This window comes from Pantoea sp. SGAir0175 (genome assembly GCF_043547855.1).
On the sequence record NZ_CP028081.1, the window covers coordinates 3,490,463 to 3,513,446 of the forward strand.

A 22,984-nucleotide genomic window follows, 5' to 3' on the forward strand; every position below is an offset into this window, starting at 1 on the left:
TAATAAGGTCCACCATGTTCAGCACTATTACATCGGGAATCCTGTCGCGCCTCGCGTGGCAGAAACGCAGTCACAGCAGCGCAACGCTCAGTTCGCTGCAGGAGGCCATCGCCATGGTCGAGTTTACGCCTGATGGTCACATCCTCACCGCTAACGCGCTGTTTCTGGAGCGCATGGGCTACACGCTGGCAGAAATTGTCGGCCAGCATCACAGCCTGTTCTGCACGCCGGATATGGTGCAGTCACCGCAGTATCGCGAGTTCTGGCAGCGTCTGAATCGCGGCGAAGGCTTCAGCGATAAGTTTTTGCGCGTGGCGAAGCACAGCCGTCCAATCTGGCTGGAAGCCAACTACGTACCGGTGCAGGATCGCCACGGCCGGGTGATCAAAATCGTCAAGCTGGCGAGTGATATCACCGCGCGCATCATGGATGCGCAGGAGCAGCGCGCCATGACCACCGCCATTGAGCGCTCGATGGCGGTGATTGCCTTCAACCTCAAAGGTGAAGTGCTGATGGCCAACGATAACTTCTTCAATACCATGGGCTATCGCGCTGATGAGATCATCGGTCGCCATCACAGCCTGTTCTGTCCGCCCGAAATGCGCACCAGCGAGGCCTATCGCCGCTTCTGGCACAAGCTCAATCAGGGTGAATACATCTCCGGCCAGTTCGAGCGCGTCAATAAGCAGGGCAATACCGTCTGGCTGCGCGCCACCTATAATCCGGTGTTTAACAGCGCCGGCGAGCTGTACAAAGTGGTGAAGTTCGCCACCGACGTTACCGCGCAGGTGGAAAAGAACCAGCTGGAGCGCGAAGCAGCGCAGCAGGCCTGGCAAACCGCGCTGCACACCAGCGAAAGCACACAACAGGGTGCGGCGGTCATTGAGAACAGCGTGCAGAATATCAATGCGCTGGCCAGCGAACTGCACGGTATTTCTGGTGATATCAATGATCTGAGCGACTCTTCCGATCGCATCGGCGCCATCGTGGAGAGCATCCGCCGCATTGCCGACCAAACCAATCTGCTGGCACTCAATGCGGCAGTGGAAGCCGCGCGCGCCGGTCAGCACGGCCGCAGCTTTGCGGTGGTCGCCAGTGAAGTGCGCACCCTCGCGGCAAACATCAATCGCGCCACCAGCGAAATCGAGAATCGGGTGAGGCATAACCATCTGCTGGCGGATAAGGCGCAGAAAGGCATCGCGTCGAACCTGAAACGTGCCGATCAGGGCGTAGTGCTCGCGCAGCAGGCGGGCGGCGTGATTGCCGAAATTCGCGGCAGCTCCAGTGAGGTGGTGCGCGCCATCAGCCACGTCGCCGATACACTAAAAGCCCCGCAGTAAGCGCAGCAGCGAGCGCTGGCCGGCGGTGACATAAAAGTGTCATCGCCGTGCCGTAACCTAAGATTATTCCTAATCAACGCCAGACTCTTTCTCATGCAGCAGCCTGATTTCCGCACCGGGCTTAGCGCCCTGACGGGTCGTGCCCGCGCGCGTTCGCTGTGTATTGCGGTGCCGTTCGTCACGCCAGCGATGGACAACACGGCGGTAATGGCGCTGTTTAGCGAACACAAAGATTTGATTGGCCTGCCGGTGGTGGAAAACGGCACGCCGTTCGGCATGATTAACCGCCACATCTTTCTGTCGCAAATGACGCGCCCGTTCTTCCGCGAGCTGTACGATCGTAAAAGCTGTATCGCCTTTATGGACAAACAACCGCTGGTGATCGATGCCGAAACCGAACTCGATCGGGTCGCGCAGCAGGTGGTCGCCAGCGGGGATAAATCAGTAACCGATGGCTTTATCGTGACTGAACAGGGCCGCTATATTGGCATCGGTCTGGGTATCGACCTGATTCGTACCGTCTCCGATTTGCAGGCGCAGCAGCATCAGCAAATTTTACAGAGCATCGATTACGCGCGGGTGATTCAGGACGCGATGCTGGACCGCTCGCGGCAGCAGATGGCGCAGCAACTAAGCGACTGGTGCCTGCACTGGCAGCCGCGCGATGGCGTGGGCGGCGACTATTACGCCTTTCACCGCGACGAGCACGGCTGGCTGGCGCTGATTGCCGACTGCACCGGTCACGGCATTCCCGGCGCGTTTATGACGGTGATTCTGCATGCGGCGCTGGAGCGTGCGCTGCAGCACAACCATCGTACGCCGTCTGCCCTGCTGCAGGCGCTTAACCGCCACATCAAACAAACCCTGGGCCAGCTTAACGCCTCGCAGCAGACTTCGCTGTCCAACGACGGCTGCGATGCGATTGCGCTGCGGCTGGAGACGGCCAGCCATCAACTGAGCTGGGCCAGCGCGCGCATGCACGCGGTGCTTCAGCCGGTTCAGGGTGAAGCAGCCACGCTGCAGGCCGATCGCGTCGGCGTTGGCTACACCGATACGCCGCACGACTATTGCTGGCCGCAGCAGCAGCGCAGGCTGCAGCCCGGCGATGTGCTGCTGGTGATGAGCGACGGCGTGACCGATCAACCCGGCGGCGCGCGGCAGATCATGTTCGGTAGAAAGCGGATTCAGACGGTCATTGCACAACATAAAACCCTGCCGATGGCCGAGCTCTCCATGGCGTTTGCGCAGGCATTTCTTCACTGGCAGGGCAACCAGCCGCGACGCGATGACGTCACCTGGTTTGGCCTGCGTTATTAACGAGCCTCTTATGCATCCAGCTTCCACCGGCACACACCTGCCGCCCGACAGCGTTGCGCTGCACTATACCGGCTTCTTTTCGCCGCAGAACATTACCGCGATGGGTGAAGTGATCAAAGTGTTTCTGGAAAACCAGCAGGCCCCGCTGAAAGTGCGCCGCCGGCTGTTCTCCAGCTTTGTCGAGATTGTGCAGAATATCCTGCGCTATTCGCAGGACAGCCGTACCCTGAGCCACGCCGAACAGCACTTTCGCTTTGGCACCGTAACGCTGCACGTGGATGGCGATAACTACGTGCTGGAGAGCAGTAATCAGGTCGAACAGGCCGCCTGCGAGCAGCTGCGCGACTGGCTCGATCTGCTGCGTACCATGAGTAACGACGAAATTAAGCAGGCCTACCGTGTCGGTCTGCGCACCGAGAGCCCCGCCACCAGCAAAGGGGCCAATATCGGTTTGCTGACGCTTGCCCGTGATGTCAGTGAGCCGCTGGAGTATGAACTGCGTCCGCTGCCCGCCAGCGGCTACGCCACGTTTTGGCTTAAAGCCACCATTCACCAGGATTGAGGTTGTATGCAAAACCTGATTATCGCTGCCACTGAGAGCACGCCCGAAGTGAGTTTTGATTTTGCCATCCGCCAGTTTGCGCTGCGCGGCGAGTCGTGGCCGGAGAACGCGGCGGCGTTTTATCGCCCGCTGCTGGATGCCCTTGAGCAGTGGCAACCCACCGACAACGACGCCGTGGTCGTCACTATCGCGCTGCGCTACTTCAACAGCTCCAGCACCAAAATGCTGTTCAGCCTGTTCGATCTGTTCAACCAGCTGGCGCAGCGCGGTCAAGGCGTTACGCTGAACTGGCTGTTTGATGCGGAAGATGACATCGCGGAAGAGTTTGGTCAGGAACTGGCGCTGGATTTTACCGATCTGCAGGTTAATCTGCAGGCGGAACTGGCGTCATGATGGACCTCAATGAGCTGTTCCGTGAAGAGAGCGAGGTGCTGAATCGCTCACAGCATGTGGCGGCGCAAAACACGCTGAGCGCGCAGGATTACCGCGAGGCGCTGCTGCACCTGAATCGCCACTATCAGCGCCTGATGCGCGAAACCTGGCGGCTGATCTCCCGCAGCGATCGCGCGGAGCGCGAGCTGAACCGCGTGAATGAGCAGTTAAACCAGCTGGCGCAGGAGCTGGAGTACAAAGCCAGCCACGATCCGCTAACGGCGGTGTGGAATCGCGGCGCGATTATTCAGCGCATCAGCCAGACGCTGGAGAGCGGTCCGGCGGCGCTGATCATTCTGGATATCGATCACTTCAAGAAGATCAACGACGAATACGGCCATCCGATGGGCGATAAGGTGATTTGCGGACTGGTGACGCGCATTCAGGCGCACTGCCCGGCCGGTGCCAGCATTGGTCGCATCGGCGGCGAAGAGTTTACCGTGCTGCTGCCGCACTATCGTCTGTCCGACGCGGTGATTGTCGCCGGTGCGATCCACGCCTCGCTTAACGCCTCGCCGCTGGCGGTGCTGCCGCAGCAGCTGGTGACCGCCAGCCTCGGCGTGAGCTACGGCAAGCCGGGCTCCGATTTCGACACGCTGTACAGCAATGCCGATGCCGCGCTCTACGATGCCAAACACCACGGCCGCAACCGGGTATTTTTCCGCTGATCAGCGCGCCTGCGCGGTGCTGGCCGTCTGCATCGGCACGCTGCTATCCGGCGGCGGCAGGAAAATGTGGTCGAGGATATTGCGCATCACCGGCGCGGCCGTAATGCCTTCGTTACCGCCGTTTTCCAGAATCAGCGCCACCGCCACCTGCGGGTTGTTAAACGGCGCAAAGGCGGTATAGAAAATGTGGTCGCGCAGGCGCACCGGGATCATCTTCGCGTTGTAAGTCTGGTTCTGCTTCAGGCTAAACACCTGCGACGTACCGGACTTGGCGGCGATGCCGTACGGCGCGGTATGGAAATATTTATAACCGGTGCCGTTAGGCGCGTTAGCCATACCAAACATGGCATGCCGCACCAGCGACCAGTACGGTGATTTCGCATCGCCAATCTGCGGCTGCGGCGCGGTCGGCTGATAAACCTGCTGCCAGGTGCCGCGCTGTGCTTTAGCCAGCAGGTGCGGATTAATCACCCGGCCGTTATTGATCAGCGCCACCATGGCTTTCACCATCTGAATCGGCGTGGCAATCCAGTAGCCCTGGCCGATGCCCACCGATACCGTATCGCCCTGATACCACGTATGCTTATGCACTTTCTGCTTCCATTCGCGGCTTGGCAGCAGCCCGGCGTACTCTTCATTCAAATCGATACCGGTAGGTTTGCCGTAGCCGAACTGGCTGAGCATGCTGTGGATGCGGTCAATACCCATCATGAACGCCACCTGATAGAAGAAGGTGTCGGCGGACTCTTCAATCGCTTTGGTGACGTCGAGCATGCCGTGGCCGGACTTTTTCCAGTCACGGTATTTGCGATCGGTGCCCGGCAGCGTCCAGGTCGGCGCACCAAAGAAGGTGGTGCCCGGCGTAATCACTTTGCTCAGCAGCGCCGACATCGCCATGTAGGGTTTTACCGTCGATGCCGGTGGATACAGCCCCTGGGTGACGCGATTGATCAGCGGCAGGTTTTTATCCTGCAGCAGCGTTTTATAGGCTTTGTAGCTGATGCCCTTCACGAACGGGTTGGGATCGTAGCTCGGGCTGGAGACCATCGCCAGCACGCCGCCATCGTGCGGATCCTCAATCAGCACCGCCGCACGCTGCCCGGCCAGCTGGCTCTCCACATACTGCTGCAGATGCAGATCCAGCGTCAGCCAGATGTTTTTGCCCGCCACCGGCGGCACCTCTTTCAGCACGCGCACGATACGGCCGTGATTATCCACTTCCACTTCCTGATAGCCGGTCTTGCCGTGCAGCAGGGATTCATAGTAGCCCTCAATACCCTGCTTGCCGATGTTATGGTCGGCGGCATAGTTTTCGCCCACGCCCTCGGCATTGAGCCGCTTGTAATCATTGTCGTTAATCTTCGACACGTAGCCGACCACGTGCGCCAGATCGGCGCCGTACGGGTATTCCCGATCCTGATAGGTATCGATGGTGACGCCGGTGAAGCGGAACTGATTGACCGAGAAGCGCGCCACCTCTTCGTCGGTGAGCTCGGCCTTCAGCTCCACCGGTTTATAGCGGCTGCTCTGCTTCAGTTCATGCTCAAAGGTTTCGATATCATCCGGTGTCAGATCGACGATGGGCGTCAGCGCCTTCAGCGTCGCCTGCATGTTGTCGATTTTGTACGGCGTGACGAGGATGTCGTACCAGGTGACGTTGCGCACCAGCGGGATGCCGTTGCGATCGAAAATCAGCCCGCGCGTCGGCGCGATGGGGATCATTTTGATGTCGTTCTCGTTGGAACGTGTCTGGTAATAGCTGTGCTGATCCACCTGTAAGCGATACAGGTTGATGCCAAGAATGGTGAAGCAGATAACAACCAGGGCAAACGCCACCAGCGCGCGGCGCACAAACAGTTTCTCTTCGGCTTCGAAATTGCGGAAATTCATCAGGGGTTTAGTCTCTTCATTATCACGCTAATGATAGGGAGAGATCGCCGCAGAGCCAGCAGGAAGATGCACAAGCCTGGGTAAAAGTGTGTCAGATGTTTACGGTGGGGCTGGCGCGTGGGGAATGCGCAACAGGGCGTTGATCGTAGCGCGATCGGTCCCCTCTCCCGCGGGCGGGAGAGGGTTAGGGTGAGGGCGAAGAAAAACCCAGGAAAATCAATCCCCCAGCAGCACCGACTCCAGCGCGATCTTAATCATATCGTTGAACGTCGTCTGACGCTCTGCCGCGGTGGTTTGCTCGTGCGTACGGATGTGATCCGACACGGTACAGATGGTCAGCGCTTTGGCACCAAACTCTGCCGCCACACCATAGATGCCGGCCGCTTCCATCTCCACACCGAGGATGCCGTACTTCTCCATCACGTCGAACATCTGCGGGTCCGGCGTATAGAACAAATCAGCGGAGAAGATGTTACCGACGCGCGCGTCCACGCCCAGCGCTTTAGCCGCGTCAACCGCGTTACGCACCATATCGAAATCCGCGATGGCGGCAAAATCGTGATCTTTGAAACGCATGCGGTTAACTTTTGAGTCGGTGCAGGCACCCATACCAATCACCACATCACGCAGTTTCACGTCTGCACGCACGGCACCGCAGGAACCCACACGAATGATCTTCTTCACGCCGAAATCGGTGATCAGCTCTTTGGTGTAGATCGAGCAGGATGGAATACCCATACCGTGGCCCATGACGGAGATTTTGCGGCCTTTGTAAGTCCCGGTGAAGCCCAGCATGCCGCGTACGTTATTCACTTCGACCACATCGTCGAGGAAAGTCTCGGCAATGTGTTTTGCACGCAGCGGATCGCCTGGCATCAGCACCACGTCCGCGAAATCGCCCATTTCGGCATTAATATGAGGAGTTGCCATTGTTGTTCTTCCTTATCAAAAAGTGGTGGCTGTTTTACAGCAAGCTTTTGCCGTAGTCCATGCTGGACAGGCCAAAATAGCTGGCGATGGTCTGGCCGATATCGGCGAAGGTATCGCGGTAACCCAGCGAGCCCGGTTTTACTTTTGGGCCATAGATCAGAATCGGGATGTGCTCGCGCGTGTGCTCGGTGCCATGCCAGCTCGGATCGCAGCCGTGGTCAGCGGTGAGGATCAGGATATCGCCCTCTTTCACCAGCGCCATCAGCTCCGGCAGACGGCGGTCAAACAGCTCCAGCCCTCCGGCATAACCGGCGATATCGCGGCGATGGCCCCAGGTCGAGTCAAAATCGACGAAGTTGGTGAACACTATCGAGTTGTCCGGCGCCTTCTTCATCTGCTCAATGGTGGCATCAAACAGCGCATCCAGACCGGTGGCTTTGACCTTTTGCGTGATGCCCTGCTCCGCGTAGATATCAGCGATTTTACCCACTGAAATCACTTCGCCGCCCTTCTCATCCACCAGCTTTTTCAGCATGGTTGGTGCCGGTGGTTCGACCGCCAGATCGTGACGGTTACCGGTGCGCTGGAAGTTACCGGCTTTATCGCCGACAAACGGACGCGCGATTACGCGGCCAATGTTATAGCCGCCGTTGGTCAGCTCTTCACGCGCAATTTCACACAGCGCGTACAGGCGATCGAGGCCAAAGGTCTCTTCATGACAGGCAATCTGGAACACCGAATCTGCCGAGGTATAGAAAATCGGCTTGCCGCTTTTCATGTGCTCCTCGCCCAGCTGGTCAAGAATTACCGTGCCGGAGGAGTGGCAGTTGCCGAGGTAGCCCGGCAGATCGGCGCGTTTTACCAGCGTATCCAGCAGCTCCTGCGGGAAGCTGTTCTCTTTGTCGCTGAAGTAGCCCCAGTCAAACAGCACCGGCACCCCGGCGATTTCCCAGTGGCCGGACGGCGTATCTTTGCCCGAAGAGAGTTCGCTGGCGTAAGCGTAAGCGCCGATAATTTCCGCCTGCGGATCCAGTCCCGGCGGGAAGCGGCCGGTAGAGAGTTCCGCCGCTTTGCCAAGGCCGAGCGCGGTCATATTGGGCAGATGCAGCGGACCTTCGCGGCCTTCATTGGCGCGGCCTTCAAAGCACGCTTCGGCGATATGGCCGAGCGTATCCGATCCTTCATCACCGAATTTATCGGCGTCTTTGCTGGAACCAATCCCGAAGGAGTCGAGAACCATAATAAAAGCACGTTTCATGCAAGTCTCCTGCGCCATAGCGCGATGACAAGTCAAAAAAAAGCGATCAGATCAGTATACCCGAACGGCCGCTACCTGGCACGCAGTTACGCCACTATTCGCTGATGCGGCGATACACCACCGGCGTGGCCTGCGGAGCATGGTCGCTGAGCGTTATCGCCGCTTTCACTGCCGCAGCGGCCTGCTGCCACTGCGCTTCCGATGCGGCATGAATCACCGCCAGCGGCTGCTGTGCATTGACCTCACTGCCCAGCGTAATCATGTCGCTGAGGCCCACGCTGTAATCAATGCTGTCGCTGGCGCGCTGACGACCACCGCCCAGCGCCACCACCGCCATGCCCAGCGCCCGCGTGTCCATGGCGCTGACGATGCCGGGACGATCGGCGTACACCGCTTTGCTCAGCATCGGTGCCGGCAGGTAGCGGTCCATCTGCTCGATGAAATCCGTCGGGCCGTTCTGCGCCGCCACCATGCGGGCAAACACCTCAGCCGCTTTACCGTTGTCCAGCACCTGCTGCAGTTTTTGCCGCGCTTCCACTTCGTTCGCCGCCAGCTTGCCGGAGATCAGCATCTCGGCGCACAGCGCCAGCGTAACCTCCAGCAGCCGCGGATTGCGCGCCTCGCCGGTAAGGAAATGCACCGCTTCGCGCACTTCCAGCGCATTACCGGCGCTCGACGCCAGCACCTGGTTCATGTCGGTGAGCAGCGCGGTGGTTTTGCATCCCGCACCGTTAGCGACGCCGACAATCGCCTGCGCCAGCTGCTGCGAGGCCTCAAAGGTTGGCATAAACGCCCCGGATCCGACTTTGACATCCATCACCAGCGCGTCTAATCCTTCGGCTAATTTTTTGGCGAGGATCGAGGCGGTGATCAGCGGAATAGAATCCACGGTGGCGGTGATATCGCGCGTGGCATAGAACCGCTTGTCCGCCGGCGCCAGCGAATTGGTCTGACCGATAATGGCAACGCCGACCTGTTTGATGATCTGGCGGAAGCGATCGTCGCTGGGGAAGATATCGAAGCCGGGAATGGCTTCCAGCTTATCCAGCGTGCCGCCGGTGTGACCGAGGCCGCGCCCGGAAATCATTGGCACGTAGCCGCCGCAGGCCGCCACCATCGGACCCAGCATCAGCGAAGTGACATCGCCCACGCCGCCGGTCGAGTGTTTATCAACAATCGGTCCGTTGAGATTCAGCGCCTGCCAGTTGAGCACCGTGCCGGAATCGCGCATCGCCATGGTCAGCGCCACGCGTTCTTCCAGGTTCATGTCGTGAAAATAAATCGTCATCGCCAGCGCGGCGATTTGCCCTTCAGATACGCTGTTATCACGCACGCCGTTGATGAAAAAGCGGATTTCCGCTTCGCTCAGCGGCTGGCCGTCGCGTTTTTTACGAATAATTTCTTGTGGCAGGAACAAGGTTGCCTCCCCGGAAAAGCGATCTATCGCTGAATGACAGCCGCCAGATGCGCAGCAATACGCACCTGACGGCAGTGACACCGTGGGCCGCCATTTTAGCGACCGCGTGGATCAATAACCGGCTTTGCTGGTCGCCGTAGCGTGACCCAGGGTATTCAGCAGGCTGGCTAACAGGCTGGAAGCGCCGAAGCGGAAATGACGCGCATCCGCCCAGCCGCTGCCGAGGATGTCGTCGGCCAGCTGCAGGTAGATAGCGGCATCTTCCGCCGTGCGCACGCCGCCAGCCGGTTTGAAGCCCACCTGCTGCTGCACGCCTTTGTCACGGATTACCTGCATCATGATCGCCGCCACCTCTGGCGTGGCGTTGACCGGCACTTTACCGGTAGAGGTTTTGATGAAATCCGCGCCGGCATCGATCGCGATTTCGGACGCTGCACGAATCAGCGCTTCCTCTTTCAGCTCGCCGGTTTCGATGATCACTTTCAGCAGCACGTTCGCCGCCGCGCAGGCCTCTTTACAGGCTTTTACCAGCGCAAAGCCGACGTCACGATTACCGGCAATCAGCGCACGGTACGGGAACACCACGTCAACTTCATCCGCGCCATAGGCGATTGCCGCACGGGTTTCCGCCAGCGCGATGTCGATGTCGTCGTTACCGTGCGGGAAGTTAGTGACGGTCGCGATACGAATTTCCGGCGTGCCCTGCTCGCGCAGCGTCTTACGTGCAATCGGGATAAAGCGCGGATAGATACAGATCGCCGCCGTGTTACCGGCCGGTGATTTCGCCTGATGGCACAGCGCGATCACTTTTTCATCGGTGTCGTCTTCGTTCAGGGTGGTCAGGTCCATCAGTTGCAGCGCGCGCTGCGCGGCCGCGTTCAGATCGGTCATGGTGCTCTCCAAAGTCAGGCCGGTGAAATCTGCTCACCGGAGAATGTGATAATTATAACAACCCACGCCGCGTGGAATTGCGAGGTTTGTCACAAGGAAAAGGAAGCCGCGCTCTGATATACATGCATTTAGCGATTTTAATCACATTAAATCGCTATTTTGCCGAACAGCGCGGCATGATGCGATTGTGATTATTATCACAAATGTTGCCGCAAAAAGGTATCGGATATCGTTAAAGCGTAGTTAATTTGCGACAGAGCGGGAGTTGTCAGCACATCATCAGAAGTGGCAGAGGCGTTGCAGCGACGCGATTCATCGCGCAAGAAATTGCGCCGCTGGCACAATTGCAACGGCCATTAACCGTGATGGCGCTATTAGATAAAGTGAGAGGGCGGCAGGCGCAGGATCAATACTCAATCCGGCAGGGCGAACAAACGCAGGCTGTTGTGCCACAGCGCATCGGCGATCTCATCGGGCGGTTCCGGGCGCAGCTGGCACAATACTTCGAACACATTACGCGCGCGCTCCGGGCGATTTGGCTGGCCCTGAAAACCGTGCAGCGGCATATCCGGCGCATCGGTTTCCAGCAGCAGCGCCTGCAATGGCAGGCTGGCGATGGTGTGGCGGGTTTTGCTGGCGCGCGTATAGGTAATGGTGCCGCCGACACCAATCGCGTAGCCAAGGGCGATGAAACGCTCCGCCTGCTGCTGGCTACCGGCAAAGCCGTGCACCACGCCGCGTCGCGGCACGTCGTGACGGCGCAGATGCTGCGCCAGCTGATCGTGCGTACGTCGCGAATGCAGGATCACCGGCAAATCATAGCGCCTTGCCAGCTTCAGCTGCGCCTCCAGCAGCCGGGTTTGCCGCGCAAAATCCGGCGCTTCCATATACAGATCCAGCCCGATTTCCCCCATCGCCACGCGTTTTGCATCCGGCGTTTGCAGGTACTGCTCAAGGCGATCGAGATCGTCATCCTGATGTTGCGCAATATTGATCGGGTGCAGCCCGAGCGCGCTATACAGCGCCGGATGCTGCTGCGCCAGCTGGCTCACCACGGCAAAACGGCTGGCATCCACGCACGGCACGATGATGCGTTCCACGCCCGCCTGCGCCGCCTGCGCGATACTGTGTTCGGCAGCGGTGACGAATGGCGGAAAATCAAAGTGGCAGTGGGTGTCGATAAATCTCATGCCAGCGATCCTGCATCGTAGTCGGCGTCATTGCCCGCCAGCGGCGGCGTGCTGACCGGCCGGTTATCTGGCGCGTTGGCGACGGCGGCGGGCGGCGTCACGGCAATCGGTCGCGCCAGCGGTTCAGCATCGCTCAGCCACTGGCCCAGCGTCGCCAGGAAATAGCGCCCGCTGCGGCGGCCCAGATGATAATCCTGATTCAGCGACGCCAGACGACTGCCCAGCGCCATGCTGGCCAGCGGCTTTGGCGGAAAGATTTCAATAATGCGCAGATTATCCGGCGGCTGTTCAATAAACTGCTGAATCTGGCGGTAGCTCTCTTCGTGCTGATGCAGGATATTGATCATCGGCTGCAGGGCGCTGTCGCTCAGCCAGCGCTCCATGCGTTTAAACCACTTCGGCGTATACGCCATCTGTGACGGCACGGTACGGATCACCACAATGGTATCGGCGCCACGCCGCGCCGCTTCGCGCACCGGAATGGCGTCGCTGATGCCACCGTCGAGATAGCTCACGCCATCCATCAACACGCCGCTGCGGTAGAAACCGGGGATCGCGCTGGAAGCCTTAATGATGTCATGCCAGGTCAGGTTGGTGGGATTGAAGTACTGCGCGCTGTAATCATCGCTGCGGCAGGCGCACATGTAAAATTCGCTGCCTTTGGCAAACAGGCTTTCGGCGCTGCTCAGCGCCAGCGGGAACTCCTGTTTAGTAATATCCACCAGCCAGTCAAGATCGATCAGGTGGCCACCGCGCACAAAACGCAGCGGATCGAAAAACAGTTTACTGGTGGTGTAACGGGTAATCACGCGCCGCGCATAACCGGGCTGAGCACAGACAAAGGCTGAGAGGTTTTGTGCACCGGCTGAGGTGCCGAGCATTAACTGAAAGGGGTTAAAGCCTGCGCGCTGAAATTCATCCAGTACGCCCGCCGTGAAGATGCCGCGTTGCCCGCCGCCTTCGCAGACCAGCGCGATTTTTTTGGATTTGAATGGCGTGAGTGCCAGTGGCTCAAAGGTGTCCAGCGACACCGGGATGCGTATTCCCAATGGATGTCCCTCAGTGTTTGCTGCTCTGAGGGAGGCGCTCAATCAGCATCCCGGAGAACCAGTCATTGTCGTTCCCTGACCAACCGCATCCTGCAATCGTCGCGGCGCACCTTCAATGGTGGCAATGACTGGCCTCCGCTTTATGTGACTAGCGGGTTAACATGGTTAACGCAGTGGGTCAGGGTCGTTTGCGCCCGGTAAACAGGCTCACGAGGAACAGAATAATACCGACAATAAAGACAATTTTAGCTGCCCATGCTGCCGTACCCGCCAGACCGCCAAAACCTAATGCTGCAGCAATCAGAGCGATGACCAGAAAGATAATACCCCAACGAAACATAAGCCTCTCCTTTACCATAGTGAAAATCGAACTGCTTATTCTTCACATCACTGTTTTTAATACGGAACGGCACCGTTGGTGATGCCGTTCCGGTTGCGTTAAGATTTCACCTTGAGGTCATTCTTCACGCTTTTCACGCCTTCAATGGCTTTGGCGATCTTCTCAGCCCGATCGGACTGGGCCTGATTCGCCACTTCCCCGGACAGCTGTACCACACCATCGGTGGTTTCCACCTTCACGTTGCGCGATGGCACAATGTCATCTGCTAAAAGTTTAGCTTTTATTTCACTGGTGGTTGCTGCATCACCTGCATAACCTTTCAATGAACTCTGTTTGCTGTCTCTGACGTGTAGTTTGTCGCTGACGGATTTAACCCCTTCCACCTTCTGCACCAGCGCCACAGCCTTCTCGGCCTGGTCCTGCGAGGTGACAAAACCGCTCAGCGTAACCACGCCTTGCTGCGTTTTTACTGAGATATCCGTACTTTTAATTGCTTCATCATCCACCAGTGCGGCTTTGGCTTTGGCGGTGATGCCGCTGTCATCCATAAAGCCATCGACTTTTTTCATAGAACTATCGATTTTGGAACCCGCGCTGCTGCTGGTATCAGCCGCCATTGCCGCGCCGCTTAACAGCGCAGTACCGGCCAGTGCAGCAATCAGGGTTTTAGCAATCTTAGTCTTATTCATCGATATCATCCTTCTATCAGTTAACCCACTCGCAACCGCGAATGCGCCAGCAACACACCACGTTGCTGCGTGATGGACGTAATCAGACCCACAGGTCCGTTTTCTCGTCCGACAGAATAATCATAGTAGGGATTACAGCTTTTGCTGGCTTTTGTGGTTGATATCTCGCCAAAAAGCGATAACCGCAGCGCAATTAAGAGGAGTCTGTATCGGAGAAAACCGGGCGGCAGAAAGCTGCAGCCCGGTGAAGACGGCGAACTTAGTGCTCGCGCGTTTTACGGAAGGTCACGTCAGGATAGCGCTCCTGCGTGATGTTGAGGTTGACCATGGTCGGGGCGATATAGGTGAGGTTGTCACCGCCATCGAGCGCCAGGTTGATCTCGTTTTTGCGCTGGAAGTCGTCGAACTTCTTCGCGTCGCTGCACTCAACCCAGCGGGCGGTCGACACGTTGATGGCCTCGTAAATCGCCTCAACGTTGTACTCGCTCTTGAGACGCGCCACGACCACATCAAACTGCAGCACGCCCACCGCACCCACGATCAGATCGTTGTTGTGCACCGGACGGAACACCTGCACGGCGCCCTCTTCCGACAGCTGGACCAGCCCTTTCAGCAGCTGTTTCTGCTTCAGCGGATCGCGCAGGCGAATGCGACGGAACAGTTCCGGAGCGAAGTTCGGAATACCGGTGAACTTCATGGTTTCGCCCTGGGTGAAGGTGTCGCCAATCTGGATGGTGCCGTGGTTATGCAGGCCGATGATATCGCCCGGATAAGCTTCCTCAACGTGCGAACGGTCGCCCGCCATGAAGGTCAGCGCGTCGGAAATCACCACATCTTTACCGGTACGCACCTGACGCAGCTTCATGCCCTTCTCATATTTGCCGGACACCACGCGCATAAAGGCCACGCGGTCACGGTGTTTCGGGTCCATGTTGGCCTGAATCTTAAACACGAAGCCGCTGAACTTCTCCTCTTTGGCTTCGACTTTGCGGGTATCGGTCTGGCGCGGCATTGGCGTCGGCGCCCAGGCAACCAGACCATCCAGCATGTGATCGACACCAAAGTTGCCCAGCGCGGTACCAAAGAACACCGGCGTAATTTCGCCGCTCAGGAACAGCTCTTTGTCGAACTCGTGCGATGCGCCCTGCACCAGCTCCAGCTCGTCGCGCAGCTGCTGCGCCAGCTCTTCGCCGACGGCCGCGTCCAGTTCCGGGTTCGCCAGCCCTTTTACCACGCGCACTTCCTGAATCGTGTGGCCTTTGCCGCTCTGATACAGGTAAGTTTCATCGTTGTAGAGGTGATACACGCCTTTGAACAGCTTGCCGCAGCCAATCGGCCAGGTGATCGGCGCACAGGCGATTTTCAGCTCGCTCTCGACCTCATCCAGCAGTTCCATCGGATCGCGAATGTCGCGGTCCAGTTTGTTCATAAAGGTGATGATCGGCGTGTCGCGCAGACGGGTCACTTCCATCAGCTTGCGGGTACGATCCTCAACCCCTTTCGCGGCGTCGATCACCATCAGGCAGCAGTCCACCGCCGTCAGCGTACGGTAGGTATCTTCCGAGAAGTCTTCGTGCCCGGGGGTATCCAGCAGATTAACCAGGCTGTCGCGATAGGGGAACTGCATCACCGAGGTGGTGATGGAGATACCGCGCTGCTTCTCCATCTCCATCCAGTCTGATTTGGCATGCTGGCTGGAGCCGCGACCTTTAACGGTACCGGCGGTCTGGATCGCCTGTCCGAACAGCAGGACTTTTTCGGTGATTGTGGTTTTACCGGCGTCCGGGTGCGAGATGATCGCAAAGGTACGGCGGCGCGCCACTTCTTCTAAAAAGGGAGCAATAGACATGAGTGAATTCTTCTTCAGGGCAACGCGCGAGCGGCGCGCTGCGAATAAATCATTCCGGAGCCAGTCCGGCGGATAACGGTGCCAATGGCGACGCATGCGCGTCGGGTCACAGCAGGGTGTGTGCGATCTACATTGGCGGCAGTCCGGATCCCATCAGCATTGAGGCGGCATAGCATACAATATTTCAGCAGGCGGGGGAATCTGCGGCAGGATGAGACGATGCTCGCGCAGTTCAGGACATGTCTTGTAAACACTAAGCGATGTCTGACTGAGAATGCCTGTCCGTAACCGTCACCCCGGCAAGGACAGCAAAATGACTCTACAGCTTAACCCACATACCTACAGCCCGTCGCACCGAAACGCCGCCCTGTCGTCGCCCGCGCAGATGTACTGCAAACCCGGCGAGATGCTGCTGATCAACGCGCCGGATAACCCAGTGCTGCCTGCCACCGGCCGCGCTGATTTTTCCCGCAGCAGCCTGCCGGCGCACCTGCATTATCTGCTCACGCCGCGCCCCGGTTTTTCTGCCGGTCAGCATTTTGTCCCGGAGTATCCGTACATGCTGGACGCCGCGCTGTCGGTCACCGCCCGCCGGGGCGCGGTGTCGTTAGCACCGTATCACGCCGACAGTGACAAGTGCGCGCTGGTGATTGAGCGGCAGACGCTGGTGAAGTTTGATCTGCCGCCGCTGCACGACTTAGTGCTGAGCTACATCGGTCTCAACACCTACTTTAGCGAAGTGCGCTTCTACAACCGTGCCGGACGCATCGTGGCGTTTCGTCGCCTGAACGCCAGCAAAAAGCGCCACGAAGTGTTCTGCTTCGCTGGCATGAAGCCGGTCTCACTGGTGATTGAGACCAGCCAGCACAGCTCGATTTTGCTTGATGAGATGGTGTGGAACCAGACCGTAGGCGCGGGCGCGCGCTGAGGCGCGTTATCCCAGCATGCGCACCACCGCCGCCTTGAAGATCTTCACGCCGATCTCTAGCGAACTCAGCTCAAAGCGCATCTGCGGATGGTGCAGTCCTGGCACCAGATTGGTTCCCAGCCCCCAGAAACCGGCTTTCACCTGCGGATTTTTCACCGGATAGTAGAAGAAATCCTCGCTGCCCGGCGTGGTTTTCGCCGCCAGTAATCCCTGCTCGCCGAGCACATCGACAATCGCGGCGCTCAGCAGCGCGGTGGCATCGGCATCAATTTCCGCCGCCGGCATCTCTTTCAGCACCACCACTTCAGCGGTTGCGCCCAGCGCGGCCACGCTGTGCTGAATCGCCTGGCTGACTTTCTCTTTGAGCAGTTCCATCGGCGCGTTCTCCTGCGAACGCAGATCCCACACCACGCGCGCCTCGTCCGGCACCGAGTTGGTCACGCCGGCGTCGCACAGGAAGCGCGTCGCTTTTACGCTCCAGGTGAGGCCCGGTGCCAGATGAATGCTGTTCACCGCCTGCACCGCCTGGACTGCTGCATCAAGCGCATTGACGCCCAGATGCGGTCGTGCGGCATGGGCCGGAACACCTTTAATGGTGGCCTCCAGCGTGCTGCACGCTGAATAGATCACCGCAGGCGTCGCCTGCCCGACCTGGCACTCCTCCAGCGGGCGCAAATGGAAGCCAAGAATCATCTCTACGTCATCCAGCGCGCCGCCCTCAATCATTGCCAGCGCGCCGGCCCCCAGCTCTTCAGCCGGCTGGAACAGCAGCTTCAGCCGCCCTTTTTTAATAGCGCCTTCCTGCAGCAGCTCCTGTGCGGCGGTCAGCACCACCGACGAGTGGCCGTCATGGCCGCAGGTATGGCGGGCGCAGGCAACGCCGTCGATCACATGCCCGAGCGCATCCATGTCGGCGCGCAATGCCAGCACCGGGCCCGGCACGCCGCTGTCGATTTCTGCCACGATGCCGGTGGTCTGGTTGATGCCGCGCGTGACCTTAATGCCAGCCTGTTCCAGCTGGCCGGCGATGTAGGCCGAGGTTTTAACTTCCTGAAACCCCAGCTCGGGGATTTCATGCAGAAAATGGTAGTGATCGAGAACTCTGGACACCGTTTCGCTCCTAAACAAAAAAACGCATCACGAACATAGCGATAACCGCATTGATAATGCTGGTGAGCATCAGCAGCGGCCAGTATTTTTTCGGCACATCGGCGACGCCCAGCAGGCGGCCCATGTACTGCAACTGCGAACCCATAAGAAAAATCGCCGGTGCGAGGATAGTGATGTCGGTACCGCTCAGCAGGCCTTTCGCCATCAGGCTTACCGCCACCCCGACGCTGGCCGAGGATGACAGCCACGCAGTCAGCAGCACGGTGATCGCCTCGCCGGGCAAACCGAAAATTCCCATCAGCGGTGCAAACGCGTGGCCAAGAAACTGCATGATGCCGAGCAGATTCAGCACTTCCGCCAGTACGTAGGCCATCACCACATTGGGCATCAGATTGTGAATAGCAATATGGAAGCCTTTACGCGCGCCGACAATAAAAATATCAAACGGATTATTATTGACCCGCGTCTGTACGTTATTTGACATCAGCAAAATCCTTCTTATAAACACTGTTTAACACAAAACGGACAAATGCCGCACCGACGAATTTCAGCACAAACATTAACAGCAGCGGAATAATGATTGGTGCACTCATGGACGCAAATAGCGCCGAGCCAATGGCAAAATAATTATTGATCAGTCCGGCACCGGAATATTGCCAGGCGCTCATCACCACCAGCTCTTTTTTACCGATTTGCTGCTGATCCGCCATCTCTTTGGTGAGCGCCGCACCGGCATCGGTACTTTGCAGATCGGTAATCAGCGCCAGGCCGCAGCGTCCCGGCAACCCCATCAGCGGTTTCAGCAGTGGCGTCAGCAGCGTGTGGGCGGCACGAATCGCGCCGTAGTGGGTGAAAATCTCCAGCACGCCCAGCGCCAGCATTACAGTAGGTGCCAGCGACAGCGCGAACAGAAAGCCGGCTTTGGCGCTGATGCCGCCGGCACCGAGAAAGGTGGAACCTGACTCTTTGATGGTGCCAAAGCTGCCACCCAGCGTGGTGAAATCAAACGCGCCCAGCCAGCTAAAGCCTTCGACCTTATAAAGCAAACCGGAAAAAAACAGTATTGCCAGTATCAGCGCGAGATAATTTCCGGCGCTTGCCGTGACCGTTTGTGGCGCGGCCATGATTTTTTCTTCAGACATCTTTTCTCCTGCTGGCCCTATTTCTGCCAGACGTGGTTGCAATATACGGAACTATTAACCAAGCAGGATTTATGCCAATGCGTACTTTCTTTAATTTCGCTATGGCTAATTTTGTTCAGTAACAAGCAGCAGCCAGAATAAGCGTTTAAATCGCCGTGTCAGGTTTATTGCTGGTTGCGCCAGTGCTTATTTTATCGGCGGGGTGACTGGCGAAGAAGTGATCGGTGCAGTTGTGCGCTGCACCGCCAGCAGGCAACGCAGCTGCACTAAAACAGTGCTGCGGACTGTGAATGAAAATTAGTCAAAATTGAGAATTCTTCGCATTCAACTAGCGGAATAATTCCATTTATAATCAATAAGATAAATTCAACTTTTTTACGAAAAAACCTTCACAAAAAAGTATAGATTGATGCATAATTCGCCGTACTTCACCTGACAAATTAAAAAGGACTCAGCCATGTTAACCGCTGAAATGACCTCACGCCTGAACGACCAGCTCAATCTCGAATTCTTCTCCGCCAACCTCTATCTGCAGATGAGCGCCTGGTGCAGCGACAAAGGCTTCGAAGGTGCCGCCTCGTTCCTGAAAATGCACTCGCGCGAAGAGATGCAGCATATGCAGAAGCTGTTCGATTACGTCAGCGATGCCGGTTCACTGCCGGTGCTGGGCAGCATCGCCGCGCCGGCGGTGAGCTGGACCTCGCTGAATGACGTACTGGAAGAAGCGCTGAAGCACGAGCAGCTGATCACCAGCAAAATCAATGAACTGGTGCACGCCGCGCTGACTTCGCAGGATTACTCCACCTTTAACTTCCTGCAGTGGTACGTTGCCGAGCAGCACGAAGAAGAGAAGCTGTTCAAAACCGTGCTGGACAAGCTGGCGCTGGTGGGCAACAAAGGCGAAGGTCTGTTCCTGGTGGACAAAGATCTGGGCCGCATGAACGTCGAAGGCCACAGCCAGTAAAAATAATAAAGATTATGCACAGCAGCATGCACTACGCCCGACCCTGTCGGGCGTTTTTTGTGCTTACTCCAGCGCCTTCAGTCTGAGCTCCGACGGCTGTGGCCGGCCAAACAGGTAGCCCTGGAACAGCGTACAGCCCTCTTCGCGCAGCCGGACAAACTGCTCATTACTCTCCACGCCCTCTGCGGTGATCTGAATATCCAGGCTGCGGCTCATGCCGGTAATCGCGCGGATGATCGCCAGCGCCTCGCGGCTGTCGCCCATATCATTGATAAATGACTTGTCGATTTTGATCTTATCGAACGGGAACGAACGCAGATAGCTGAGCGACGAGTAGCCGGTGCCGAAGTCGTCGAGCGCAATCTGCACGCCCAGCGTTTTCAGGCTCTGCAGCGTACGGATATTGCCGAGCGTATCATCCAGCAGCACCGATTCGGTGATCTCCACCTCCAGCCGATGCGGCGCCAGGCCGGATTCGCGCAGCGCGCCCTCCACCACCGACACCAGCGAGCTGTTCTTAAACTGCAGCGGCGACAGATTCACCGACACCGACTGTTCGGTTTCCCAGCTCTGCGCCTCGCGGCAGGCTTCGTACAGCGCATAGGCGCCGAGCATATGGATCAGCCCGGTCTCTTCGGCAATCGGAATGAAGTCATTCGGCATGATCAATCCTTTGATCGGATGATGCCAGCGCATCAGCGCCTCATAGCCAATGATGCCGGTTTCGTTGGTGATCGGCTGATAGTAGAGCTTGAGCTGCCGTCCGGTGATCGCCTCGCGCAGATCGTTCTCGATCACCCGGCGGCTGCGCGCCACATTATCCATCTCCAGCGTAAAGTGCTCATAGCGGTTACGGCCGTTACGCTTGGCTTCATACAGCGCCATGTCGGCGCAGCGCAGCATGTGTTCCGGCGTATTGGTGGCCTGCGAAGTCAGCGCGATGCCGACGCTCAGCCCGACCGACAGGTTGTGGCCTTCAACATTCACCGGCGGGCAGATCGCCTCGATCAGGCGCTGCGCCACGATCGCAGCCTCATCGGCGTTACGCACGTTCGGCAGCACGATGGCAAACTCATCGCCGCCGATGCGCGCCAGCGTGTCCTGATCGCGCAGTACGCTGCGCAGCCGCTTCGCCACTACCCGCAGCAGATCGTCACCGATCTGATGCCCCAGCGCATCGTTCACGTTCTTGAAGTTATCCAGATCGAGGCACAGCGTGGCGCTGGTCTGGCCCTGCTGCTGATCGACGCGCAGCGCCTCGCTCAGCTTCTGGCGAAACAGGATGCGGTTCGGCAGGCTGGTAAGATTATCGTGATGCGCCATGTGACGAATGCGCGCATCGGCTTCGCGCTGATCGGTGACATCTTCCACAATCAGCATCACGTAATTCTGCCGCATGTCTTTGCCGCTGATGGTGGTGGCGCGCGTGTGCAGCACCCGCTCACCGCCAGCGGTCAGTAACAGCTGCTCGCGCGCGTGGATGCCTTCGCTGCGCAGTGCGATATCCGCCAGGCTGTTGAAGTAGTCACTCAGTTCCGCCGACATACATTCGTGCGGCCGCTTATGCATAATCAGCGACTTACTGAAGCCAAACAGCTGCTCGGCTTTGTCATTCACCATCAGGATTTCGCGGCTGATGGCGTCTTCGACGATCACGCAGGAGGGAATATTGCTGATGATGGTGTCGAGGAAGCCGGAAAGCTCCGACATTTTGGCGCTCTGCGCCTGCGCCAGATCGCGCGCGCGCAGCAGCTGCTGCTCGTGCTCACGCCGCTCGGTGACGTCGCGGGTGATCTTGGCAAAGCCGATCATTTTGCCCTCTTCATCATGAATCGCGTCAATCACCACATGCGCCCAGAAGGCGGAGCCGTCTTTGCGGTAGCGCCAGCCCTCGTCCTCAAAGCGACCGGTTTTCAGCGCGATGCCCAGATTGGCATCCGGCGTACGCGCCTGACGTTCCGGTGAGCCGTAGAACACGGAGAAGTGCTGGCCCACGATCTCGTCAGCCATGTAGCCTTTGGCGCGCTGCGCGCCGGCGTTCCAGTTCACCACCCGGCCCTGTAAATCCAGCATGTAGATGGCGTAATCAGTCACGCCTTCCACTAACAGGCGGAAGGTTTTCTCGTATTCACGCTGTTTGCGCAGCAGCGCCTGCTGTTCGGTGCAGTCGCGGGTGATTTTGGCATAGCCGATCAGTTTGCCGGCGTCATCGCGAATCGCGTCGATGATCACATGCGCCCAGAAGGCGCTGCCATCTTTGCGATAGCGCCAGCCTTCGTCTTCAAAGCGACCGGTTTTAAACGCGGTGGTCAGGTTGCGTTCCGGGATATGGTTCAGGCGATCCTGTGCGCTGTAGAAGCGCGAGAAGTGCTGGCCGACAATTTCTTCGGCCACGTAGCCTTTGGCGCGCTGCGCGCCGGCGTTCCAGTTTTCGACGTTGCCGTCAAGGTCGAGCATGTAGATGGCGTAGTCCGTTACGCCTTCAACCAATAAACGGAAACGCTGCTCCTGTTCCTGTTGTTTACGCTGCTGCGCCTGCTGTTCGGTGCAGTCGCGGGTGATTTTGGCAAAGCCCAGCAATTCGCCGTACTCATCGCGGATGGCGTCGATCACCACGTGCGCCCAGAAGGCGCTGCCGTCCTTGCGATAGCGCCAGCCTTCGGTTTCATAGCGCCCGGTGGCGGTGGCGATGGCCAGACCGCGCTGCGGCGCGCCGTTGCGCCGATCCTCTTCACTGTAAAACAGCGCAAAATTCTTCCCGACAATCTCTTCGGGGGTATAGCCTTTGGCGCGTTGCGCCCCGATGTTCCAGTTAGCCACCGTGCCATCCGGCTTAATCATGTAGATGGCGTAATCCACCACGCTCTGCACCAGTAGCCGGTACATTACGTCTGAGTTATTGTTCATTGTTGTTCGCCTATGCTGGCCTGGTCTCGATGCGCAGTTAAGATAATTCTTAATCTTCAGGCAGACTTAAACGCAAAAGCGCATCGCTTACAAGCGCAAATCATCCGCAGA

At 58.1% G+C, this 22,984-nt stretch carries 21 protein-coding genes; 7 read left to right on the forward strand and 14 right to left on the reverse strand.

The features are described from left to right. Positions 1-14 precede the first annotated feature (14 nt). From C1N56_RS16385 to C1N56_RS16405, 5 genes are all read left to right on the forward strand, one after another. Entirely contained in the window at positions 15-1,340 is a 1,326-nt protein-coding gene (locus C1N56_RS16385) for a methyl-accepting chemotaxis protein (protein ID WP_058759546.1), read from the forward strand. Between the two features lie 93 nt (positions 1,341-1,433). Further along, positions 1,434-2,657: a SpoIIE family protein phosphatase gene (locus C1N56_RS16390; RefSeq protein WP_262256433.1), complete on the forward strand. Its 1,224-nt coding sequence runs from the start codon at positions 1,434-1,436 to the stop codon at positions 2,655-2,657. A 10-nt stretch (positions 2,658-2,667) separates the two neighbouring features. Continuing rightward, positions 2,668-3,219: a SiaB family protein kinase gene (locus C1N56_RS16395; RefSeq protein ID WP_058774864.1), complete on the forward strand. Its 552-nt coding sequence runs from the start codon at positions 2,668-2,670 to the stop codon at positions 3,217-3,219. Positions 3,220-3,225: 6 nt separating this feature from the next. After that, positions 3,226-3,612 carry a DUF1987 domain-containing protein gene (locus C1N56_RS16400; RefSeq protein ID WP_394516875.1) on the forward strand — a complete coding sequence of 129 codons (387 nt, stop codon included), beginning with the start codon at positions 3,226-3,228 and terminating at the stop codon, positions 3,610-3,612. Next, entirely contained in the window at positions 3,609-4,319 is a 711-nt protein-coding gene (locus C1N56_RS16405; protein ID WP_021507652.1) for a GGDEF domain-containing protein, read from the forward strand. The genes C1N56_RS16400 and C1N56_RS16405 overlap by 4 nt, the downstream gene beginning before the upstream one ends. Here C1N56_RS16405 and mrdA read toward each other — a convergent pair whose 3' ends face one another. The 10 genes from mrdA to prfC form a co-directional block, all read right to left on the reverse strand. After that, positions 4,320-6,209 carry a penicillin-binding protein 2 gene (gene mrdA, locus C1N56_RS16410; protein WP_058759549.1) on the reverse strand — a complete coding sequence of 630 codons (1,890 nt, stop codon included), beginning with the start codon at positions 6,207-6,209 and terminating at the stop codon, positions 4,320-4,322. 216 nt (positions 6,210-6,425) lie between these two features. Then, positions 6,426-7,139 carry a purine-nucleoside phosphorylase gene (deoD, locus tag C1N56_RS16415; protein WP_021507654.1) on the reverse strand — a complete coding sequence of 238 codons (714 nt, stop codon included), beginning with the start codon at positions 7,137-7,139 and terminating at the stop codon, positions 6,426-6,428. 34 nt (positions 7,140-7,173) lie between these two features. Continuing rightward, complete coding sequence (deoB, locus tag C1N56_RS16420; protein ID WP_159377338.1) at positions 7,174-8,397, reverse strand: phosphopentomutase; 1,224 nt, start codon at positions 8,395-8,397, stop codon at positions 7,174-7,176. Positions 8,398-8,491: 94 nt separating this feature from the next. Continuing rightward, positions 8,492-9,814 carry a thymidine phosphorylase gene (gene deoA, locus C1N56_RS16425; RefSeq protein WP_394516876.1) on the reverse strand — a complete coding sequence of 441 codons (1,323 nt, stop codon included), beginning with the start codon at positions 9,812-9,814 and terminating at the stop codon, positions 8,492-8,494. Between the two features lie 111 nt (positions 9,815-9,925). After that, positions 9,926-10,705 (reverse strand): deoxyribose-phosphate aldolase, encoded by a 780-nt coding sequence (gene deoC / locus C1N56_RS16430; protein ID WP_058770662.1) that lies wholly within the window; start codon positions 10,703-10,705, stop codon positions 9,926-9,928. A gap of 413 nt (positions 10,706-11,118) precedes the next feature. Then, positions 11,119-11,895 carry a TatD family hydrolase gene (locus C1N56_RS16435; protein WP_059009415.1) on the reverse strand — a complete coding sequence of 259 codons (777 nt, stop codon included), beginning with the start codon at positions 11,893-11,895 and terminating at the stop codon, positions 11,119-11,121. Further along, positions 11,892-12,944 (reverse strand): patatin-like phospholipase family protein, encoded by a 1,053-nt coding sequence (locus C1N56_RS16440; protein WP_031279725.1) that lies wholly within the window; start codon positions 12,942-12,944, stop codon positions 11,892-11,894. The genes C1N56_RS16435 and C1N56_RS16440 overlap by 4 nt, the downstream gene beginning before the upstream one ends. Positions 12,945-13,122: 178 nt before the next feature. Then, a complete protein-coding gene (locus C1N56_RS16445) occupies positions 13,123-13,284 on the reverse strand; it encodes a DUF1328 domain-containing protein (RefSeq protein ID WP_007893192.1) in 162 nt (53 codons plus the stop codon). A 98-nt stretch (positions 13,285-13,382) separates the two neighbouring features. Further along, positions 13,383-13,973, reverse strand: a complete 591-nt coding sequence (osmY, locus tag C1N56_RS16450) for a molecular chaperone OsmY (protein ID WP_021507660.1) — start codon at positions 13,971-13,973, stop codon at positions 13,383-13,385. 259 nt (positions 13,974-14,232) lie between these two features. Continuing rightward, a complete protein-coding gene (prfC, locus tag C1N56_RS16455; RefSeq protein WP_394516877.1) occupies positions 14,233-15,822 on the reverse strand; it encodes a peptide chain release factor 3 in 1,590 nt (529 codons plus the stop codon). 313 nt (positions 15,823-16,135) lie between these two features. Between prfC and C1N56_RS16460 the strand changes: the two genes are divergently transcribed. Beyond that, positions 16,136-16,750: a hypothetical protein gene (locus C1N56_RS16460; protein ID WP_336699601.1), complete on the forward strand. Its 615-nt coding sequence runs from the start codon at positions 16,136-16,138 to the stop codon at positions 16,748-16,750. A gap of 6 nt (positions 16,751-16,756) precedes the next feature. Here C1N56_RS16460 and C1N56_RS16465 read toward each other — a convergent pair whose 3' ends face one another. From C1N56_RS16465 to C1N56_RS16475, 3 genes are read right to left on the reverse strand one after another with little or no spacing between them, the layout of a single operon-like run. Continuing rightward, positions 16,757-17,860, reverse strand: coding sequence for a M20 peptidase aminoacylase family protein (locus C1N56_RS16465; RefSeq protein ID WP_058759555.1), 1,104 nt, complete (start codon positions 17,858-17,860; stop codon positions 16,757-16,759). 10 nt (positions 17,861-17,870) lie between these two features. Beyond that, positions 17,871-18,344 carry a YjiG family protein gene (locus C1N56_RS16470; RefSeq protein ID WP_021507664.1) on the reverse strand — a complete coding sequence of 158 codons (474 nt, stop codon included), beginning with the start codon at positions 18,342-18,344 and terminating at the stop codon, positions 17,871-17,873. Continuing rightward, the gene (locus tag C1N56_RS16475) at positions 18,334-19,002 is read right to left on the reverse strand and encodes a nucleoside recognition domain-containing protein (RefSeq protein ID WP_021507665.1); all 669 of its coding nucleotides are present in this window, start codon (positions 19,000-19,002) and stop codon (positions 18,334-18,336) included. The genes C1N56_RS16470 and C1N56_RS16475 overlap by 11 nt, the downstream gene beginning before the upstream one ends. Before the next feature lie 457 nt (positions 19,003-19,459). Here C1N56_RS16475 and ftnA point away from each other — a divergent pair, with 457 nt between their 5' ends. After that, positions 19,460-19,966, forward strand: coding sequence for a non-heme ferritin (gene ftnA, locus C1N56_RS16480; RefSeq protein ID WP_394516878.1), 507 nt, complete (start codon positions 19,460-19,462; stop codon positions 19,964-19,966). Positions 19,967-20,029: 63 nt separating this feature from the next. On the opposite strand, the gene C1N56_RS16485 is transcribed toward ftnA, so the two are convergent. Further along, entirely contained in the window at positions 20,030-22,873 is a 2,844-nt protein-coding gene (locus tag C1N56_RS16485; RefSeq protein WP_394516879.1) for a sensor domain-containing protein, read from the reverse strand. Positions 22,874-22,984 lie beyond the last annotated feature (111 nt).

Coding starts and splice junctions, on each gene's coding strand:
- C1N56_RS16385 (WP_058759546.1), top strand. CDS start 15: ATGTTCAGCACTATTACATCGGGAATCCTGTCGCGCCTCGCGTGGCAG.
- C1N56_RS16390 (WP_262256433.1), top strand. CDS start 1,434: ATGCAGCAGCCTGATTTCCGCACCGGGCTTAGCGCCCTGACGGGTCGT.
- C1N56_RS16395 (WP_058774864.1), top strand. CDS start 2,668: ATGCATCCAGCTTCCACCGGCACACACCTGCCGCCCGACAGCGTTGCG.
- C1N56_RS16400 (WP_394516875.1), top strand. CDS start 3,226: ATGCAAAACCTGATTATCGCTGCCACTGAGAGCACGCCCGAAGTGAGT.
- C1N56_RS16405 (WP_021507652.1), top strand. CDS start 3,609: ATGATGGACCTCAATGAGCTGTTCCGTGAAGAGAGCGAGGTGCTGAAT.
- mrdA (WP_058759549.1), bottom strand. CDS start 6,209: ATGAATTTCCGCAATTTCGAAGCCGAAGAGAAACTGTTTGTGCGCCGC.
- deoD (WP_021507654.1), bottom strand. CDS start 7,139: ATGGCAACTCCTCATATTAATGCCGAAATGGGCGATTTCGCGGACGTG.
- deoB (WP_159377338.1), bottom strand. CDS start 8,397: ATGAAACGTGCTTTTATTATGGTTCTCGACTCCTTCGGGATTGGTTCC.
- deoC (WP_058770662.1), bottom strand. CDS start 10,705: ATGACCGATCTGAACGCGGCCGCGCAGCGCGCGCTGCAACTGATGGAC.
- C1N56_RS16435 (WP_059009415.1), bottom strand. CDS start 11,895: ATGAGATTTATCGACACCCACTGCCACTTTGATTTTCCGCCATTCGTC.
- C1N56_RS16445 (WP_007893192.1), bottom strand. CDS start 13,284: ATGTTTCGTTGGGGTATTATCTTTCTGGTCATCGCTCTGATTGCTGCA.
- osmY (WP_021507660.1), bottom strand. CDS start 13,973: ATGAATAAGACTAAGATTGCTAAAACCCTGATTGCTGCACTGGCCGGT.
- prfC (WP_394516877.1), bottom strand. CDS start 15,822: ATGTCTATTGCTCCCTTTTTAGAAGAAGTGGCGCGCCGCCGTACCTTT.
- C1N56_RS16460 (WP_336699601.1), top strand. CDS start 16,136: ATGACTCTACAGCTTAACCCACATACCTACAGCCCGTCGCACCGAAAC.
- C1N56_RS16470 (WP_021507664.1), bottom strand. CDS start 18,344: ATGTCAAATAACGTACAGACGCGGGTCAATAATAATCCGTTTGATATT.
- C1N56_RS16475 (WP_021507665.1), bottom strand. CDS start 19,002: ATGTCTGAAGAAAAAATCATGGCCGCGCCACAAACGGTCACGGCAAGC.
- ftnA (WP_394516878.1), top strand. CDS start 19,460: ATGTTAACCGCTGAAATGACCTCACGCCTGAACGACCAGCTCAATCTC.
- C1N56_RS16485 (WP_394516879.1), bottom strand. CDS start 22,873: ATGAACAATAACTCAGACGTAATGTACCGGCTACTGGTGCAGAGCGTG.